Source organism: Streptomyces sp. NPDC107559 (assembly GCF_055657365.1).
In genome coordinates this window covers 32225-50090 of sequence record NZ_JBVKBD010000031.1, presented here as the reverse complement: position 1 = coordinate 50090, position 17866 = coordinate 32225, and the positions used below count along the sequence as shown (strand labels likewise).

Here is a 17866-nt window from a genome sequence, read left to right as displayed (position 1 = left end):
GCCCCGCCCCGCCGAACGGCCCGACATCACCCTCGCGGGTGTCCCCGGTGGCGCGGGCGCACCCGGAGCTGCCTGCTGGACCTGGAGGGGGAAGCCGAAGAGCCGCACAGAGAGCGAGCGTCCATGGCCTCGGAGGACGAGCGGCTGCGGACACCGCGCGCGGCCGGTACGGCCGGGACCGTGTTCGCGGTGCTGACCGCGACGGCGATCGTCCTGGTGCGGATCGCGATTCCCGCGAGCGACGCCGCCAATGCCGTCGTCGCCGCGAACATGCGGTGGGCGGTGCGGGCCGCGCTGGAGATCGTCCCGTTCGCGGGGATCTTCTTCCTGTGGTTCATGGGCGCGCTGCGCGCCCAGGTGGGCGAGGCCGAGGACCGGTTCGTCGCCACCGTGTTCCTGGGCAGCGGTCTGGTGTTCGTCGCCACCATGTTCGGCGCCGGTGCGGCGGCGGGGACCGTGCTCAACGAGGGACCTTCGGCGTTCGGCCGCCATTTCGCGTACACGTTGATGACGACGTACGCGCTGCGGATGGCGTCCGTGTTCGTCCTCACCACCTCGACCATCGGGCACCGCCTCCAGGTCTTTCCGCGCCCGCTCGCCCTCTTCGGCTACGTCGTCGGGCTGATCCTGCTCCTCGTGGGTTCCGGAGTACCCTGGTCCGAACTGCTCTTCCCGCTCTGGGCACTGGTCGTCAGCTTCCATCTGCTGCGCGTCGGTCTGCGCCGGCCGCCCCGCTCCGGAAGCGCGCGCTGAACCTGTCATCCGCTCGGCACGCCTCGCCGCGCGGCACCGCGTGCCCCGGTCCATGCTGAGGGCGTGGGGGCGTGCAGGGGGCCACGGAAGGGCTGACCTCGGTGAGACTTGTCGTCGACCTCAACCGCTGCCAGGGATACGCACAGTGCGCGTTCCTCGCACCCGACGTCTTCGCCATGCACGGCGAGGAGTCGCTGCTCTACGACCCGCAGGCCGACGAGTCCCGGCGCGACGAGGTCGCGCGTGCCGTGGCCGCCTGCCCGGTACAGGCCATCTTCGTGGAGGGGCTGGACGGCACGGACGGCACTCCCGCACCCCCCTCAGGAGGCGACCTGTGAGCAGTGACAAGTACCTCGACCAGCTCAAGCGCGAAGGGCGCATCGTCGTGGTCGGCGCCTCGCTCGCGGGGCTGCGGGGCGCGGAGACACTGCGCGCGGAGGGCTTCACCGGCTCCCTGACGATGATCGGGGACGAGCCCTACGAGCCCTACGACCGCCCTCCGTTGTCCAAGCAGGTCCTGCTGGGCCGGGCCACGGCGGACCACACCGCGCTCCCCCGGCACCGGGCGATCGACGCCGAGTGGCGTCTCGGGGTCGCGGCCGCCGGCCTCGACATGGCCGCCCGGCGGGTACGACTGGCCGACGGCGACGAGGTGGAGTACGACCGGCTGCTCATCGCCACCGGGGTACGGGCCAGGCCCTGGCCCCAGGAGAACGAGGCCGAGCTCGACGGGGTGTTCGTGCTGCGCACCCGTGACGACGCCGTCGCGCTGGAGCGCGCGCTCGCGCAGAGTCCGCGCCGGGTGCTGGTCATCGGCGCCGGGTTCACCGGCTCCGAGATCGCCTCCGCCTGCCGGGAACGCGGACTGTCGGTCACGGTGGCCGAGCGCGGCGCCGCACCCCTGGTCGGCGCGCTCGGCGGGGTCGTCGGCGAGGTCGCGGCCAAGATGCACCGCGAGGCCGGCGTCGATCTGCGCACCGGCGTCATGGTGACCGCGCTGGAGGGCGACTCCTCCGGGCATGTGCGTTCCGCCCGACTGTCCGACGGGAGCAGCGTCGACGCCGACGTGGTGGTCGTGTCGCTCGGCGCCACGCGCAACACCGAGTGGCTCCTCGGCTCCGGACTCGGCGCGGGCCCCCGGGGCATCGCCTGTGACGCCGGCTGCCGGGCCTTCGACATCCGGGGCATCGTCACCGACGACATCTATGTGGCCGGCGACGTCGCACGCTCCCCGCACGCGCTGTTCGGCTACCAGTTCCTGTCCCTGGAGCACTGGGGCAACGCGGTGGCCCAGGCCGAGACCGCGGCGCACAACATGCTGAGCGAGAGCGTGAACCGCCGCCCGCACATGTGGGTGCCGGCCTTCTGGTCATCGCAGTTCGGCGTCAACATCAAGTCGGTCGGAGTGCCGTCGATGGGCACGGAGATCCTCATCGCCCAGGGTTCCCGGGAAGAGCGCAGGTTCACCGGTGTGTACGGCTACCAGGGGCGCGTCATCGGCGCCGTCACCTTCGACCAGTCGCGGTGGCTGTCGTTCTACGAGCAGCTCATCGAGACCACGGCGCCGTTCCCGCCCCCGTTCCCCACGGTGGACCGTCGCCCGGAGGGCGATCGCCCACTGCCGGCGGACTTCCCCGACCCGTCGGTGCCCTCGCACGGCCCGACCGTCACCCTGAGCGGGTACTCGCCCGCGGACCGGCGGATGACGTTCACCCCCGCCAGGCACTGATCCGACGCCCCCGAGGACACCTCATGACGCAAGACATCCTGCGCCAGATCCTGGACTACTCCCATCGTGCCGATCCGTACCCGCTGTACGCGGAACTGCGCAAGACTCCCGTGTACCAGCGCGGGGACGGCCCCTTCGTGCTCAGCTCGTACTACGACATCCGCAGCCTGCTGCACGATCCGCGGATCAGCTCCGACGCGCGCAACCTGTCGGCGACGGCGAGCGAGCCGCTCGCCGCCGACGCACAGGAGGAGTCCGCGCTGCCGCCGAGCTTCCTGCGGCTCGATCCCCCGGAGCACGACCGGCTGCGGCGGATGACGAACCGTTCGTTCGGGCCACCGCACTGCCCGACCCGCGTCAACGACATGCACCGCGAGCTGGAGGAGATCGTCTCCGGTCTCATCGACGGCATCGGGGACCCGGAACGCATCGACCTGGTCGACCAGTTCTCGTACCCGTTCCCGGTGACCGTGATCTGCCGGCTGCTGGGCGTGCCGCGCGAGGACGAGACGCGCTTCCACGGCTGGGCGGACACCATCGCCGCCGGTCTGGACCCCGATCCGGACGCCCCCGACCCCGCCGAACGGCTGAAGGTCACGCACAACGCCCGCACCGAGCTGGGCATGTACCTGGCCGGGCTGGTGGAGGAACGCCGCAAGAACCCCGGCAACGACATGCTCTCGGAGCTGGCGACCTCGCAGGGACCCGACGGCGCCATGACGACGATGGAGCTGCTGAGCACCGCCGTGCTGCTGCTGATCGCCGGTCATGAGACCACGGTCAACCTGATCACCAACGGGATGCTGACGCTGCTGCGCAACCCCGAGATCCTCGGGCGGCTGCGCGAGGATCCGAAGCTGTCGGTCGACATCGTCGAGGAACTGCTGCGCTTCGAGCCGCCGGTGCAGCTGGTGCCGCAGCGCACCACGCTCACCGACGTCGAGGTCCGTGGCATCACCATCCCCAAGGGCGCGTCGGTGTGGCTCGTGCTGGCGGCGGGCAACCGCGACCCGGAGCGCTTCGACCATCCGGACCGGTTCGACCCGGACCGCGGGGACATCCAGCACCTGGGCTTCGGCAGCGGCATCCACAGTTGCTTCGGTGCGCCCCTGGCCCGGCTGGAGGCACAGCTCGCCCTGAGCGCACTGGCCCGACGGCTGGAGAACCCGCGACTGCTCGAGGACCCGCCCCCGTACCGGCAGAACGCGGTCCTGCGCGGCCCGCGTCATCTGCGGATCACCTGCGACGGCATCCGCTCGTGACGCCTCATCGGGCGCCGGAAGCCGGGCCGATGACCACGGTCCGTGCCCATGCGGGCGGCGAGCCGCGTCTACGGCCGGGGTGGTCCTCGCTCCACGACGATCCCCCGTGCCGCGGGAAGAGACCCACCACCGTCCGGCACGGGGGCCGTTCGTCCGGCCAGGGCGTCTGACCGTCGGTCAGCACCACGATCACGTCCGGCCGGGCACCGCGCCGCAACGCCGCGGCGAACCCGGTACGCAGGTCCGTGCCGCCGCCGCCCGTCAGCGGGATCCCCTCGGCCCGGCACAGCGGGAGTACCACCCGGGCGGCCGCGTCGCACGGCAGGACGGTGACCAGGTCCCGGCGGCCGCCCACCGCGCGGACGATCGCGGCGACCTCCAGCAGCGCGCTGCCCAGTTCGGTGTCGCTGACCGAACCGGAGGTGTCGATGACCACGCAGACCCGGGGCGGCCTGCGCCGCAGACTCGGCAGCACGACCCCGGGCACCCCGGCCGAACGCCGCGACGGGCGGCCGTAGCTGTAGTCGTCGCCCGCGCCGGAGCCGGAGGCCGCCGAACGGACGGCCGCTCCCAGCAGCTCCCGCCACGGCTGCGGCGGATGGAACACCTCCTCCGCCCACCGCCGCCAGCCCTTCGGGGTGTTCCCCGGCCGGCCGTTGATGCCCTGCGCCACCCTGAAGCGGACCGCGTCCCGTTCCTGGTCGCTGAGCCCGTGGGCGCCGTCCGGGCCGAGGTCCCACGCCCGGTCCAGCCCGTCGGCGCCGCTGCCGCAGTCCAGCCAGGCCAGGCTCTGGGTGTGCGGCCCGAGCCGGAACCGGCCCAGGTACTCCTCCATGAGCTGTCCCGCGGGCAGGTTCAGGAACTCGGGGGTGACGGCGCCCTCGGGCTGGACCAGGCCGTCGCCGAAGGCGTCGTCGTTGATCTCGCAGTCCGCGGCGATGTTCATCCGCAGCCGTTCCGCGGGACCGGTCAGCCCCTTCTCGCGCGCGAACCGGTCGCTGCGCCCGTGGTGGTCGCGCAGGAGGTGCGACACCTCGTGCACCCACACCGCGGCCAGTTCCTCCACGGGGGTTCGGGCGACGAACCCCGGTGAGACGTAGCACCGCCAGTACCGGTCGACGGCCATCGTCGGGACGGACCGCGACGCGACGGGGTGCAGGGCGAAGAGCGCCGTCGCCAGGTAGGGCCGGGCGCGTGCGGCGTTCAGCCGGGCGGCGAAGAGCTTGTCGCGGTCCAGTTCCACGGGCGGGTGCGGGGTCATCGGCCCGCCTTCGCGGCGACGCGGGCCGCCGTGCGGTCCGCCCGCCGGGACAGGGCCACCGCTCCGGAGAGCTGCTCGATCGCCTCCGGTACGTCCCAGTCCGCCCGGCGCAGGGTGGCGAGGGTGGTCGCGGGTACGACGACCAGGTCCGGCGCCCCGGTCTCCAGGGCCCGCACCAGCAGCGCCCATGCCGCGTCCCAGCGGGCCTTCTCGGGACGCGCCCGGACCGCCGCCACCACCCCGTCCAGTACGGCCTGGCGGAGGTCGCCCCGCTCGGGCAGGACGGCGGCCGCGGGGTCGGCGAGCAGGTCCTCGGGGTCCGGCAGGTCCATCCGGTCCAGGCTCGCCAGCAGCTCCAGCCCCGGCCCGTCCCCCACGGTGCCCCTGACCAGCAGGGAGAGCACGTCCCGGGAGGAGCCCGCCGCGGTCGCGAAGGCGATCAGGCGCAGGGTCGCGTCCCAGCTCCGCGGGGACGGCCAGGCACCGCCGCGACGGGCCTCGTCGGCGGGCAGCCGGTGCACGAGTGCGGGCCGGGCGGCGAGCAGTCCGCACACCGCGCGGCGGGCGTGGTCGACGGCCTGCGGCAGCCGCCGCGGGTCGAGCCTGGGCAGGGTGGCCCGGGGCCAGGTCCCGCCGAGACCGCGCACGACGACCTCGTGATCGTGGGCCCACTGGAGGTGGACGAACCGGTTGGCCAGGGGCGGACTCAGTTCCCAGCCGTCGGCCGCCGAGGACCGCGGGTTGGCGGCGGCCACGATCCGCACTCCGGGCGGGAGTTGCAGGGCGCCGATCCGTCGTTCGAGCACCAGGCGCAGCAGGGCGGCCTGGACGGCCGGCGGCGCGGTGGACAGCTCGTCCAGGAACAGCAGCCCGCGCCCGGCCCGTACCAGTCGCACCGCCCAGTCCGGTGGAGCCATCGGGACACCGTGCCGGGCGGGGTCCTCGCCCACCACGGGCAGCCCGGAGAAGTCGGACGGCTCGTGCACGCTGGCGATCACCGTGGTCAGCGGCAGGTCCAGGTTCTCGGCGAGCTGGGTCAGGGCGGCGGTCTTGCCGATCCCCGGCTCTCCCCACAGCAGCACGGGCAGGTCGGCGCTCACCGCCAGGGCGAGGGCCTCCAGTTGGTCGTCGGGGCGCGGTTCGGTGGCGGTGTCACGCAGCAGGGCCAGCAGCTCGCCCGCGACGTCGAGCGGGGAGGCGTGGGCGTCTTGGGTGTCTTGGGTGTCTTGGGTGTCTTGGGTGTCTTGGGTCTCTTGGATCTCGTCGCACAGGGGCATGTCGGGTCACCTTCGGGTTCGTGGGGCATGGAGTGGCTGCGGGCCCGCGGGAGGTCCCGCGGGCCGGCGGACCGGCGAACGGCTCAGCGGGCGGTCGTGTGCCGTGGGTGGGAGCGGTGGGCGGCGGGACGACGGGGTCCCGGGCGGAGGCGGTCGGGGCCGGGGCCGAACAGGCCCGTGCGGAACAGGCCGTGGACGATCCGCCGCTGCGCGGCCGCCTCCAGTTCGTCCCGCAGCGCCCCGTCGCGCAGCAGCGCGGCCGGGCCCAGCAACCCCTCGACGACGGCCAGCGCACCCGCGATGTCACCGTGGTCGATGCGTTCACGGACGTCGGCGAGGCACTCCGGACGTCGGTGCGCCTCGTCGATGACCTGGAGGCAGGGCAGCGGGGTGCCGGTGAGCTCGGCCAGGAGCAACTCCCGGCGGACCTCGCCGGGGTCGTGGTCGAGCGGGGTCAGCACGCCGTCGACCAGGCCGATACGGTGCCGGGCTCCCCGGCATTCCACCAGTCGCGGCCGCCCGGCCGGGACGAGGAGGCGGGCCGGGGCCGGCGGGTGACCGGGGGCCAGGGCCGAGGCGACCAGCGGGTGCAGCCGGTCGGCCGTGATGCGGCCGGTGCGCAGCAGTTCCAGGTCGGGCGGGACCCAGGTCGCCGCGTCGGGAAGGAGCGGCCGTGTCCGGGCGCCGCCGGCCGCGGTGGCCGCCGTGATCCGTACGGTCCGTGGTCCGAGGCCGTCACGGTCCGCCGGGAGGTGCAGGTTCAGCCGGTGCCGGGCGTTCAGCCGGACGGTGACGTCACCGCTGTCGCGCCCCTCGGCGGCGAGCAGTACGGCCGCCTCGGCCGCCCATCGGCCGACGGCGCAGCCGTACCCCGGCGGCACGTTCTCCCATGGTCCGGGGTCCGCCGCGGGGCCGCCGTCGCCCGGTGACAGGTCCGCCCCGGAGCGGGTGCGCAGTTCGCCGGTCCGGCGCGCGTCCCACAGATGGCGGTGCAGGTCGAGCCGGAACCGCCGGTCGGGGCGGGGGTGCGGATGACGGCGTGCGGCGGCGTCGTCCCGGGAGCCGTCCCACAGGGCGAGGCTGATCCGCTGGCCGGCGTCCGCCCAGGCGGGTGGGGTCCTGGCCACCAGGAACAGCGGGCGTCCGACCTCGTCCCCGGCGGTGTCGTACCTGGCCAGGGCGATGGTCAGGCCCGGTCGCAGCAGTCCGTCGGGGGCGATCCTCGGCATGTGCCAGCGCAGCAGGTCGGGAGCCAGCCGGCGCAGGTCGGCCCGGAGCCGGGCCGCCGGCTCCCGGCCGTACGTCCGTGCCGCACGCCGCAGGTCGAGGTCGACGTCGACACCTGCGGCGGCGCAGGCGCCCGCCCAGTCGCCGGTACGACGGCGGGCGGTGGCGGTCTCGATCATCGAGGGCGGCACGGCGAACTCGCGCACGCGCTGCCAGAGGGAGAGGCGGGTGTCCCCGTACGCGGTTCGAGTGAGCATCAGCACTCACCTTGCGCGGACAGGACCCCCGATCTGTGCGGAGTGTCGGTAGTCATCACGCGGACGCTAGCGTCCCTCGCCGCCGCCTGTCAGCTCCTTTTCCCTCGGGCGGACGGTGGCGCCGGACCGGCCCGCGAGCCCCCCGGCGCTCCCCGCGGTCCGGGGCACGGGGATGCCACGGGCGACCGACAGGATCACGTCCCGCAGCCGCTCGACGTACAGCCGCATGTTCTTCGACGCGATGTCGGTGTCCGGGTAGCGGCTCGCCAGCCACAGTCCCTCGTGCATCCGGTTGACCCAGACGCACACCTGGTCGCCGTAGGACACCCGCAGCAGCGCGTACGCGTTCAGTTCGGCCCAGCGGGCGGCTCCGGGGATACCGCGGGCGTCGAGGTAGGAGACGATCGAGTACAGGTCGGGCGACGTCGGGCGGAAGTCGGCGCCGAGCAGGCGCAGTACGCGGGCGAGCGGGATGCGCGCCAGCGACCTGTTGGCCTGGAGTTCGGCGCGTACGGTCCGCAGCGCAGCCGCGAAGTCCGGGGCCTGCGCGAGGAAGACCTCGATGGGTGCGCCGCCGACGTACCAGCCGACCGAGTCGGACCACTGCGACTTCACCCGGGTGTGGAAGGGCACGACCGTGCGGTAGACGGACTGTCCGCCGATCTCGTGCACGAGCAGGCTGGTGGCGGCCAGGACGCCGACCAGGCTTCCGCCGTGGGGGCGGCAGTACGCCTCGAACGCGGCCGCGGCGTCCGCGTCCACGAGCTTCTCGCGCATCAGCTTCTGGGTGGGCAGTGCGCCGCCGGGTTCGAGGCCGAGGTCGACGGGGAAGTCCGGCAGCTTCCCGTCGCAGCGGTCGATGAACTCCCGCCAGCGCACGACGCTGGCGTGGGTGTCGTCGATCAGGTCGGCGTCCGCCCGCTCGATCTCGCAGAAGTCGACGTAGCTGCTGACCGGCGTCTCCTCGACCGCGCGGCCCTGCGCCCCCGCCGCGTACAGCTCGTGGATCTCGGCGGGGATGCGTTGCAGGGAGTAGCCGTCGACGTTGCTGTGGTCGAAGACCATGTGCACGGTCGCGCCGTCGTCCCGGACGATCGCCGTGTACAGGAAGTTGGGCCAGCCGAGGGCGTCGGCGGCGACGTCGAAGCGGTCCTGCAGGTGCTGGACGAGTTCCGCCGCTTCGGGGAAGTCGCCGACGACCGCGCGCCGCAGGGACACGGCACCGGCGTCGAGCGTGAACCGGCGCATCTCGTCGCCGTCCCAGCGGAATCCGCTGCGCAGCGTCTCGTGTCGCACCGTCCAGGTGCGCAGCGCCTCCTGGAGCACGTCGAGGTCGACCTGCCCGGGGATGTCGAAGACCGTGCCCAGCCAGGTCGGCACGAACAGGCCGTCCTCCCGTACGGTCCGGGCGGTCCTGATGTGCGACTCCTGGATGTAGGCCGGGGGCCGGGTGTCGTGCGGCAGGCCCGCCGCCGCCTCGACGGTGGCGGGGCTGAGCGTCCACTCGACGAGCCGTCCGGGCCGGACCTCGCAGCGCTGGATGTCGGTCATTCGCACCGGACGTCTCCGTTCTCAGTTGAGGCATATCCGATCAAGGGAATGCCCCGCCCGGGGACGACGTGCGAGGAAGCCGGATTTTTCAATGGATCGGGTGGTATGTCGAACAACGGTCCTCGGCCTGCCCGGTGACACCCGAACTTATTGCCGCCCGTACGGCAACTCCCGTGCCGTCGCGGATGTCTAGAGGAACATGCGGGGGTTCGTGGAGGGTGCCGGGGTGTTCGTGGGGCAGTTGCTGCGGTTCGCCTGGCTGCAGGCACGCTGCTGCGTGTTCGCCGCCGCGCTGCTGGGCGGGATGGCTGGCTCGACGCTGCTGCCGCCGCTGCCGGTGGCGCGCTACGACCTGCTCCTGGCGTACGGGGTGCTGCTGACCGGGGCGGGCCTGCTGCTGGGCTGGGAGACCAGGCGGGAGTTGGCGGTGGTGGCGGTCTGCCATCTGCTGGGGCTGGCCTTCGAACTGGTCAAGGTGCATGTGGGGGCGTGGAGTTATCCGGAACCCGCGCTGACCAAGGTGGCCGGGGTGCCGCTGTACGGCGGGTTCATGTACGCGGCCGTCGGCAGCTATGTCTGCCGCTCCTGGCGGTTGATGCGCCTGTCGATGTCCGGTTACCGGGCCCGCGCCACCGCCGTGCTCGCGGTCGGTCTGTACGGCAACTTCCTCAGCCACCACTGGCTGCCGGACCTGCGCTGGCCGCTCGGCGGACTGCTGCTCGCCGTGTCCGCGGGGGCGTGGGTGCATTTCGGGATCGGCGAACGGCGGTACCGGATGCCGCTGGCGCTGGCCTTCACCCTGATCGGGTTCTTCCTGTGGCTGGCCGAGAACATCGCCACCTACCTGGGGGCCTGGACGTATCCGTACCAGGCGCACGGCTGGGAGCCGGTCTCGGTGTCCAAGTGGGCTTCCTGGGCGCTGCTGATCAGTGTCACCTTCGTCATCAGCGCCTTCGACGCGAACCCGGGCAAGGGCACCGCAGGACCGGCCCGTACGGCCGCCGCGCCCGGGACACCGGGGGCGGCGGCCTGACGGCCGGTGTACGGCAGGCGGGTGCCGGGTCAGCCGTCGATGCGGTGCGTGCTCCAGAAGGAGGTCAGGTCCGTGGTGGTGACCGCCTGGGCCGCCGCCTTGAACTCGGCCGTGGTCGAGACGCCGTACCAGTGCGAAGCGGCGTAGCTCTTCAGCAGGTTGGCCATCACGGTGTCACCGAGCTGACGACGCAGGTCGTGCAGGGCGCACTTGCCGTAGCCGTAGACGACGGTGGAGTACCGGGAGGAATGGGCGTCCCAGTAGGCCATCGAGTTGGTGATCTTCTCCGCCGACGAGGCCCAGGAGACGCTGCTCCAGCAACTGGTGCCGGTCTTGCCCTGCGCCAGGTCGGTGGCGTAGTCGGTGAACGCCTCGTCTAGCCAGGGGCTGTTGTACTCGTCGTCGCCGACGATCCCGTAGAACCACTGGTGACCGATCTCGTGGGTGAGCGCGGTGGTGCTGACCAGGTCGAGGACGAACCCGGGGTACTCCATGCCGCCGAACCAGTAGTTGTTGTCGATCACCGCGTCCAGCTCGCCGTACGGGTACGCGCCGAAGCGGGCGGCGTGGGCGTCCACCGCGGACTTGGCGGTGGAGAGCATCGACTGCGCACTGGAGGAGCTGATGCCCGTCACGGAGTAGATGTTGATCGCGGTGCCGGCGGTGGAGGTGCCGGAGATCTTGGTGAACGGCCCGGCGGCCCAGGCGAAGTCGCGGACCTTGGAGGCCGTGGCCGTGGTGACCGTACGGCCGCTGGATCCGGCGGTGTCGACGGAGGTGCCGGTGGCCGGGACGAGGAGGCTCGTCGGGTGGTCGAGGGTCACCTTGAAGTCGGCGGCCAGGGAGTAGAAGGACTCGCCGTTGTTGGTGTACGGGTCCAGGTGCCAGCCGGCGCCGTCCTTGACCGCGAGGACGGGCAGGGCGTTGCCGATGTTGACGAAGGCCCCGTCGTAGCCGAAGCGGTCGGCGCCGCTGGGCACGGTGATGGCCAGGTCGAAGCCGATCGTCGCGCTCTGGCCCTGCGCCACGGGCGAGGACAGGCTGATCTGGAGGGCCGTGCAGGCGACCGAGAGCGAACCGGCGGTGCCGCCGCTGACGTTGCTCACGACGATGGGCATCGCGGAGCAGGTGCCGTGGTAGTTGTCCCACAGCCTCAGGTACACCTCGCTGAGCGCGGTGGCGGAGGCGTTGGTGAAGGTCACGCTCTCGTGGCCGGTCCAGCCGATGCCGCTGGTGTTGCTGGTCAGGTTGACCGTGTACGCGGGCGCGGCGGGGGTACGGGTGGAATCGGCCGGTGGACTCGTGTCACCGGAGGTGTTGAGGGCGATGTCGTCGAGGACGAAGCTCGTCTGGAGGCTGGAGTCCTCCGTGCCGGTGAAGGCGAGCGTGACGGTCTGGCCCGCGAACGCCGAGACGTCGAAGGTCTTCTGGGCGTAGCCGGTGGCCTTGTTCAGGTTCGAGTACGTCGCCAGTGTGGTGCTGCCGATCTTCGCCGTCAGCTTGTCGTAGGCCGTCGACGAGGTGGTCTCCGTCGTGTCGATGTGCAGCCAGAAGGTGAGGCTGGCGCTGCTGCACCCGGAGGGGATGGTGACGCTCTGCGAGAGCGTGTCGGTGTGGGTGCTGCCGACGCCGTCCAGCCAGGCGAAGGCGGTGCCGCCGTGGGCGCTCTGGCCGGTGCGGCTGGTGATCACGGTGGTCGAGGACTGGGTCCAGGACGAAGTGCCGCTCTCGAAGCCGCCGTTGCCCACCACCTGGGCCGGGGTGCAGGCGGCGGCCGCCGCGGGCACGGCGGCCGGCGGGGCTGCGGCCGCGGCCGGGGTGGCGGGGAACAGGGCTGCGGCCGACGCGGCGAGGACGAGCACACTCGCGGCGAGGGCCTTGTGGGGGGTCGGTCTCACACGTAACTCCTTTTCGGCGGCCGGGATTCCGGCGTGCTCGGTGGCCGCAGGACCGGCTGGGGTGCGCCGGGGCGGCCGGGGTCGAGCGTCGCTCGCACGATCGCTGGGGTGAGATTTCCCGCCGTGTCCCCTGGGGTCGGGGGACGGCTCACGAAAGCGTGGCAGATTTGACCAGAACATGCCATTGGGCAAAGAGGGTGAATTCCCTGGTGGGACGCGTCCCAGCCCGCTCTGCCGCCCCTGTGGCCCCTCGGCTCACAGCACACTCCCTGGCCCCCGGACAGCCGTCGGAGGGGGCGCCGCGGCCGCTGTCGGCCCTCGGCACCGGGCGCACGCCGAGGGGCGGGCAACTCCCGTCGCCCGCCCCTGAATCCGCCGGGTGCCCGGCGCACCGGCGGGCCGGTGCGCCGGACCTGGGTCAGCCGATCTCGACGAGCAGGTCGCCGCCCTCCACCTGCTGGATCCGGTTGATCGCCAGCCTGGTCACCTTCCCGGCCTTCGGGGCGGTGATGGTGGCCTCCATCTTCATCGCCTCGATGGTGGCCACCGTGGCCCCGGCCTCGACCTCGTCGTCCTCGTCGACGACGAGCGTCACCACGCCCGCGAACGGCGCCGCCACATGGCCCGGCTTGGCCCGGTCCGCCTTCTCGGTCGCCGGGACGTCCGAGGCCGCCGCGGTGTCGCGCACCTGGATCGGGCGCAGTTGGCCGTTGAGCGTCGACATCACGGTGCGCATGCCGCGCTCGTCGGCCTCGCCGACGGCCTCCAGCTCGATCAGCAGCCGGACGCCCGGCTCCAGGTCGACGACGTACTCCGTACCCGGGCGCAGGCCGTAGAAGAAGTCCTTGCTGTCCAGCACGCTCGTGTCGCCGTAGGTCTGGCGGTGCGTCTCGAAGTCGCGCGTCGGCCCGGGGAACAGCAGCCGGTTGAGCGCCGCGCGCGGAGCCTTCTCCAGGCCCGTACGGTCCTCCTCGGTCAGCTCCTGCACGGGCTTGGCCTCGCCGCGGCCGCGCAGCGCCTTGCTGCGGAACGGCTCCGGCCAGCCGCCGGGCGGGGTGCCCAGTTCACCGCGCAGGAATCCGATCACGGAGTCGGGGATGTCGAACCGGTCCGGGTTCTCCTCGAACTCCGCCGGCGCCACTCCGGCGCCCACCAGGTGCAGGGCGAGGTCGCCGACCACCTTGGACGACGGGGTCACCTTGACCAGGTGGCCCAGGATGCGGTCGGCGGCCGCGTACATCGCCTCAATGTCCTCGAAGCGGTCGCCGAGGCCCAGCGCGACCGCCTGGGTACGCAGGTTGGACAGCTGCCCGCCGGGGATCTCGTGGTGGTAGACGCGCCCGGTCGGCGAGGCCAGGCCCGCCTCGAACGGCGCGTAGATACGGCGCACGCTCTCCCAGTACGGCTCCAGGTCGCCGACGGCCTGGAGGTCGAGGCCGGTGGGCCGCTCGGAGTGGTCGGTCGCGGCCACGATCGCCGACAGCGACGGCTGCGAGGTGGTGCCCGCCATCGAGGCCACCGCTCCGTCGACGGCGTCGGCGCCGGCCTGGATCGCGGCGAGGTAGGTGGCGAGCTGGCCGCCCGCGGTGTCGTGGGTGTGCAGGTGCACCGGCAGGTCGAACTCCCGGCGCAGCGCCGACACCAGCTTCGCGGCGGCCGGCGCGCGCAGCAGTCCGGCCATGTCCTTGACCGCCAGGACATGGGCGCCCGCGGCCACGATCTCCTCGGCCAGCCGCAGGTAGTAGTCCAGGGTGTACAGCCGCTCCGCCGGGTTCGACAGGTCGGAGGTGTAGCACAGCGCCACCTCGGCGACGGCCGTGCCCGTCTCCCGTACGGCGTCGATCGCGGGCCGCATCTGGGAGACGTCGTTGAGCGCGTCGAAGATGCGGAAGATGTCGATGCCGGTGGCCGCGGCCTCCTGCACGAAGGCGTCGGTCACCTCCGTCGGGTAGGGCGTGTAGCCCACGGTGTTGCGGCCGCGCAGCAGCATCTGGAGGCAGATGTTGGGCACCGCCTCGCGCAGGGCCGCCAGCCGCTCCCAGGGGTCCTCGGCGAGGAAGCGCAGGGCGACGTCGTAGGTGGCGCCGCCCCAGCACTCCAGGGACAGCAGCTGCGGGAGGGTGTGCGCGACGGTGGGGGCGACGGCGAGGAGGTCCTTGGTGCGCACCCGGGTCGCCAGCAGCGACTGGTGGGCGTCGCGGAAGGTGGTGTCGGTGACGCCGATGGTCGGCGACTCGCGCAGCGCGCGGGCGAAGCCCTGCGGGCCGAGCTCGACCAGCCGCTGCCGGGAGCCCGCGGGCGGCTCGGCGGTGAACGGCGGCGCCAGCTTGGTGACCGGGTCGATCAGCACGGGCCGTTCGCCGTGCGGCTTGTTCACCGTGACGTCGGCGAGGTAGGTCAGCAGCTTGGTGCCGCGGTCGGCGGAGTGCCGGGCGGTGAGCAGCTGCGGCCGCTGTTCGATGAACGAGGTCGTCACCCGCCCGGCCTGGAAGTCCGGGTCGTCCAGCACGGCCTGGAGGAAGGGGATGTTGGTGGCCACACCGCGGATGCGGAACTCGGCGACGGCACGCCGGGCCCGGCCGATCGCGGACCTGAAGTCCCGTCCCCGGCAGCTGAGTTTGACGAGCATGGAGTCGAAGTGCGCGCTGATCTCGGTGCCCGCGTGGGTGGTTCCGCCGTCCAGGCGGATGCCGGAGCCGCCCGGCGAGCGGTAGGCGGTGATCCGCCCGGTGTCGGGACGGAAGCCGTTGGCCGGGTCCTCGGTGGTGATACGGCACTGGAGGGCGACCCCGTGCAGGGCGACGGTCTCCTGGGACAGGCCGAGGTCGGCCAGGCTCTCCCCGGCCGCGATGCGCAACTGGGCCTGCACCAGGTCGACGTCGGTGACCTCCTCGGTCACCGTGTGCTCGACCTGGATGCGCGGGTTCATCTCGATGAAGACGTGGTTGCCCTCGGGGTCGAGCAGGAACTCGACGGTACCCGCGTTGCGGTAGCCGATCTGCCGGGCGAAGCGCACCGCGTCGGCGCACATGCGGTCGCGCAGCTCCGGGTCGAGGTTCGGCGCGGGGGCCATCTCGATCACCTTCTGGTGGCGCCGCTGCAACGAGCAGTCCCGCTCGAAGAGATGGATGACATTGCCCTGGCCGTCGGCGAGGATCTGCACCTCGATGTGGCGGGGGTCGACGACGGCCTTCTCCAGGAAGACGGTCGGGTCGCCGAACGCCGAGGCCGCCTCGCGCGACGCCGCCTCGATGGACTCCCGCAGCAGCGCGGGGTCCTCGACCCGGCGCATACCGCGGCCGCCGCCGCCGGCGACCGCCTTGACGAACACCGGGAAGCCGATCTCCTCGGCGGCACGCACGAGTTCGTCCACGTCGGTGGAGGGAGCGCTGGAGCCGAGCACCGGCACCCCGGCCTCGCGGGCCGCGGCCACCGCACTGGCCTTGTTGCCCGTCAGTTCCAGGGTGCGGGCGCTCGGTCCGACGAAGGTGATGCCCGCCTCCTCGCAGGCGCGCGCCAGGTCGGGGTTCTCGGAGAGGAATCCGTAGCCCGGGTAGACCGCGTCCGCTCCGGCACGGCGCGCGGCCCCGACGATCTCCTCGACGGAGAGGTAGGCCCGCACGGGATGCCCCGGCTCGCCGATCTCGTAGGCCTCGTCCGCCTTCAGCCGGTGCAGCGAGTTGCGGTCCTCGTGCGGGAAGACGGCGACGGTCCGCGCGCCGAGTTCATAACCCGCGCGGAACGCCCGGATCGCGATCTCACCACGGTTGGCGACCAGTACCTTGCGGAACATCCTGGATCCCTTCAGCCTGCCGGTGACGAGGACCATGGTGTCGGCGTCAGGCCGGTTGTGCCATGTGACCCGGGCCACCCACCTCGCGTTTCCCCCGATGGACTGCGGCGCACCGCCCGGCGGGGAGACAGCCGGGCGGTGCGCCGGTCGGTGTGCCGGGCGGGTCAGGAGAGCGTGCAGGTGCTGCCGTTGAGGGTGAACGCCGTCGGCGCGGTGTTGGTGGCGCCCTTGGTGCCGATGAACCCGACGTCCACCGAGCCGCCCGCGGGGATGGTGGAGGTGTAGGAGGCAGGGGCGACGCTCACCGCGGCGCCGCTCTGGGTGGCGGTCCCGCCCCACATGTTGCTCACCGTCTGGCCGTCGGCGAAGGCGAAGGCGAGCTTCCAGCCGTTGAGTGCCGTGGTGCCGGTGTTGCGCAGGGTGATGCCGCCCTGGAAGCCGCCCGGCCACTCCCCCACGATCCGGTAGGCGACGGAGCAGATCCCGGTGGGGGCGCTGCTCGTGGTGACGTTCACCGTGGCGGAGCGCGCGGAACGGTTCCCGGCGGCGTCGCGGGCGTAGACGGCGAAGGTGTACGCGGTGCCCGCGGTGAGGCCGGTCACGGTGACGGAGTCGGTGGTGGAGGCGGCGGCGTTGGTCTCGGTGCCGCCGCTGATCCGTACGACGTCGTAGCCGGCGACGCCCACGTTGTCGGTGGCGGCGGTCCAGCCGAGGGTCACCGAGGTGGCCGTCACCGCGGACGCGGCCGGGGTGCCGGGGGTGGTCGGCGCCCGGGTGTCGGCGGAGCTGCCGCCGTAGACGGTGGCCTCCTTCGCGGTCTGGGCGATGCCGTTGACGCCGTTGAAGATGCGCTGACCCCACGAACTGAGCTGCTTGGGGTCGAAGTTGAGCGCGAGGTCGAGGATCGGGTCGGTGTTGCCGCTCCAGGACCAGGCCAGCCAGCCGAGTCTCAGCTGCTGGGCGGCGGCCATCATGGTGTCCTCGTCCGGGTCGCCGTACTGGTCGGCGGGTCCGCCGAACTCGCCGATGACGATGGGCAGTTCGGCGTTGACGAAGGCGTTCAGGTAGTCGGTGATCTCCTGGGCCGTGTCGAACACGCTGTACATGTGGATCGAGAAGATCAGATTGCCGGTGGTGTCGGCGGCGTAGACGGACCGGGCGTCGGCGCGCATGACGCCCTGCCAGTCCTGGCCCCAGTTGGGCGCGTCCACCATGATCGTGTGCTGGAGACCGGCGTTGCGCAGCTTCTGGACGGCCGCGATCGTGGGCGCGGTCCAGCCGGCCGGGTCGGTATTGCCCCACGGCTCGTTGCCGATGTTGATGACGATGTAGTTCTCCTGGCCGGCGAGCACGTTCTTCAGGCCGATCCAGTAGTCGGCGGCCTCGTCGAGCGTGCCGGCCGCGCTGTCCTCGCCGTAGCCGGTGGTGTCGTGCACCTCCAGGACGCAGATGAGCCGGTTGGCCTTGCACTGGGCGACGACGTTCGCCACGTCCGTGGCGCTGTTGGCGCTCCAGCGGTGGCCGTCGGCGAGGACGACACGGACGGTGTTGGCGCCCAGCGCCTTGACGTCCGCGAGCGACTGCGTGCGGCTCGGGTACCAGGTGTGGGCGTGGTTGACGCCGCGCATGACGAAGTCGTTCCCGTTGCCCTCCACCAGGCGGCCGTCGGCGATATGGAGGCCGGTGGCGAGGACTCCGGGCGACTGGGCCTGTGCGACGGCCGGGCAGAACAGGCCGAGGAGGACGAGTCCGAGGACGGCGGTCAGCCCGGTCAGCAGATCGGCCAGGGGCCTCTTTCGTGTCGTGCTTCTTGTTGATCTCACTA

The 17866-nt window shown here is 72.4% G+C and carries 12 protein-coding genes; 5 read left to right on the top strand and 7 right to left on the bottom strand.

Going from position 1 to position 17866, the window contains the following annotated elements; genetic code table 11:
* Positions 1-123 precede the first annotated feature (123 nt).
* The 4 genes from ACZ7OY_RS42520 (at position 124) to ACZ7OY_RS42505 (ending at position 3744) form a co-directional block, all read left to right on the top strand.
* Entirely contained in the window at positions 124-753 is a 630-nt protein-coding gene (locus ACZ7OY_RS42520) for a hypothetical protein (RefSeq protein ID WP_472250863.1), read from the top strand.
* 101 nt (positions 754-854) lie between these two features.
* A complete protein-coding gene (locus ACZ7OY_RS42515) occupies positions 855-1091 on the top strand; it encodes a ferredoxin (protein WP_472250862.1) in 237 nt (78 codons plus the stop codon).
* On the top strand, positions 1088-2482 hold the full coding sequence (locus ACZ7OY_RS42510) for an NAD(P)/FAD-dependent oxidoreductase (RefSeq protein WP_472250861.1): 1395 nt from the start codon (positions 1088-1090) through the stop codon (positions 2480-2482). Before ACZ7OY_RS42515 ends, ACZ7OY_RS42510 begins: the two co-directional genes overlap by 4 nt.
* Positions 2483-2505: 23 nt before the next feature.
* The gene (locus ACZ7OY_RS42505) at positions 2506-3744 is read left to right on the top strand and encodes a cytochrome P450 (protein ID WP_472250860.1); all 1239 of its coding nucleotides are present in this window, start codon (positions 2506-2508) and stop codon (positions 3742-3744) included.
* Positions 3745-3748: 4 nt separating this feature from the next.
* On the opposite strand, the gene ACZ7OY_RS42500 is transcribed toward ACZ7OY_RS42505, so the two are convergent.
* The 4 genes from ACZ7OY_RS42500 to ACZ7OY_RS42485 form a co-directional block, all read right to left on the bottom strand.
* On the bottom strand, positions 3749-5005 hold the full coding sequence (locus ACZ7OY_RS42500; RefSeq protein WP_472250859.1) for a vWA domain-containing protein: 1257 nt from the start codon (positions 5003-5005) through the stop codon (positions 3749-3751).
* On the bottom strand, positions 5002-6282 hold the full coding sequence (locus tag ACZ7OY_RS42495; protein WP_472250858.1) for an AAA family ATPase: 1281 nt from the start codon (positions 6280-6282) through the stop codon (positions 5002-5004). The genes ACZ7OY_RS42500 and ACZ7OY_RS42495 overlap by 4 nt, the downstream gene beginning before the upstream one ends.
* Before the next feature lie 83 nt (positions 6283-6365).
* Positions 6366-7766 carry a hypothetical protein gene (locus tag ACZ7OY_RS42490; RefSeq protein ID WP_472250857.1) on the bottom strand — a complete coding sequence of 467 codons (1401 nt, stop codon included), beginning with the start codon at positions 7764-7766 and terminating at the stop codon, positions 6366-6368.
* A gap of 66 nt (positions 7767-7832) precedes the next feature.
* Positions 7833-9323 (bottom strand): condensation domain-containing protein, encoded by a 1491-nt coding sequence (locus ACZ7OY_RS42485; protein ID WP_472250856.1) that lies wholly within the window; start codon positions 9321-9323, stop codon positions 7833-7835.
* Positions 9324-9516: 193 nt separating this feature from the next.
* Here ACZ7OY_RS42485 and ACZ7OY_RS42480 point away from each other — a divergent pair, with 193 nt between their 5' ends.
* Complete coding sequence (locus tag ACZ7OY_RS42480) at positions 9517-10350, top strand: DUF817 domain-containing protein (RefSeq protein ID WP_472250855.1); 834 nt, start codon at positions 9517-9519, stop codon at positions 10348-10350.
* A 29-nt stretch (positions 10351-10379) separates the two neighbouring features.
* Here the strand turns inward: ACZ7OY_RS42480 and ACZ7OY_RS42475 are convergent, their stop codons facing one another.
* The 3 genes from ACZ7OY_RS42475 to ACZ7OY_RS42465 form a co-directional block, all read right to left on the bottom strand.
* Entirely contained in the window at positions 10380-12248 is a 1869-nt protein-coding gene (locus tag ACZ7OY_RS42475; RefSeq protein WP_472250854.1) for a M1 family metallopeptidase, read from the bottom strand.
* Between the two features lie 418 nt (positions 12249-12666).
* Entirely contained in the window at positions 12667-16041 is a 3375-nt protein-coding gene (locus tag ACZ7OY_RS42470; RefSeq protein ID WP_472250853.1) for a pyruvate carboxylase, read from the bottom strand.
* Between the two features lie 164 nt (positions 16042-16205).
* On the bottom strand, positions 16206-17864 hold the full coding sequence (locus ACZ7OY_RS42465) for a cellulase family glycosylhydrolase (protein WP_472250852.1): 1659 nt from the start codon (positions 17862-17864) through the stop codon (positions 16206-16208).
* Positions 17865-17866 lie beyond the last annotated feature (2 nt).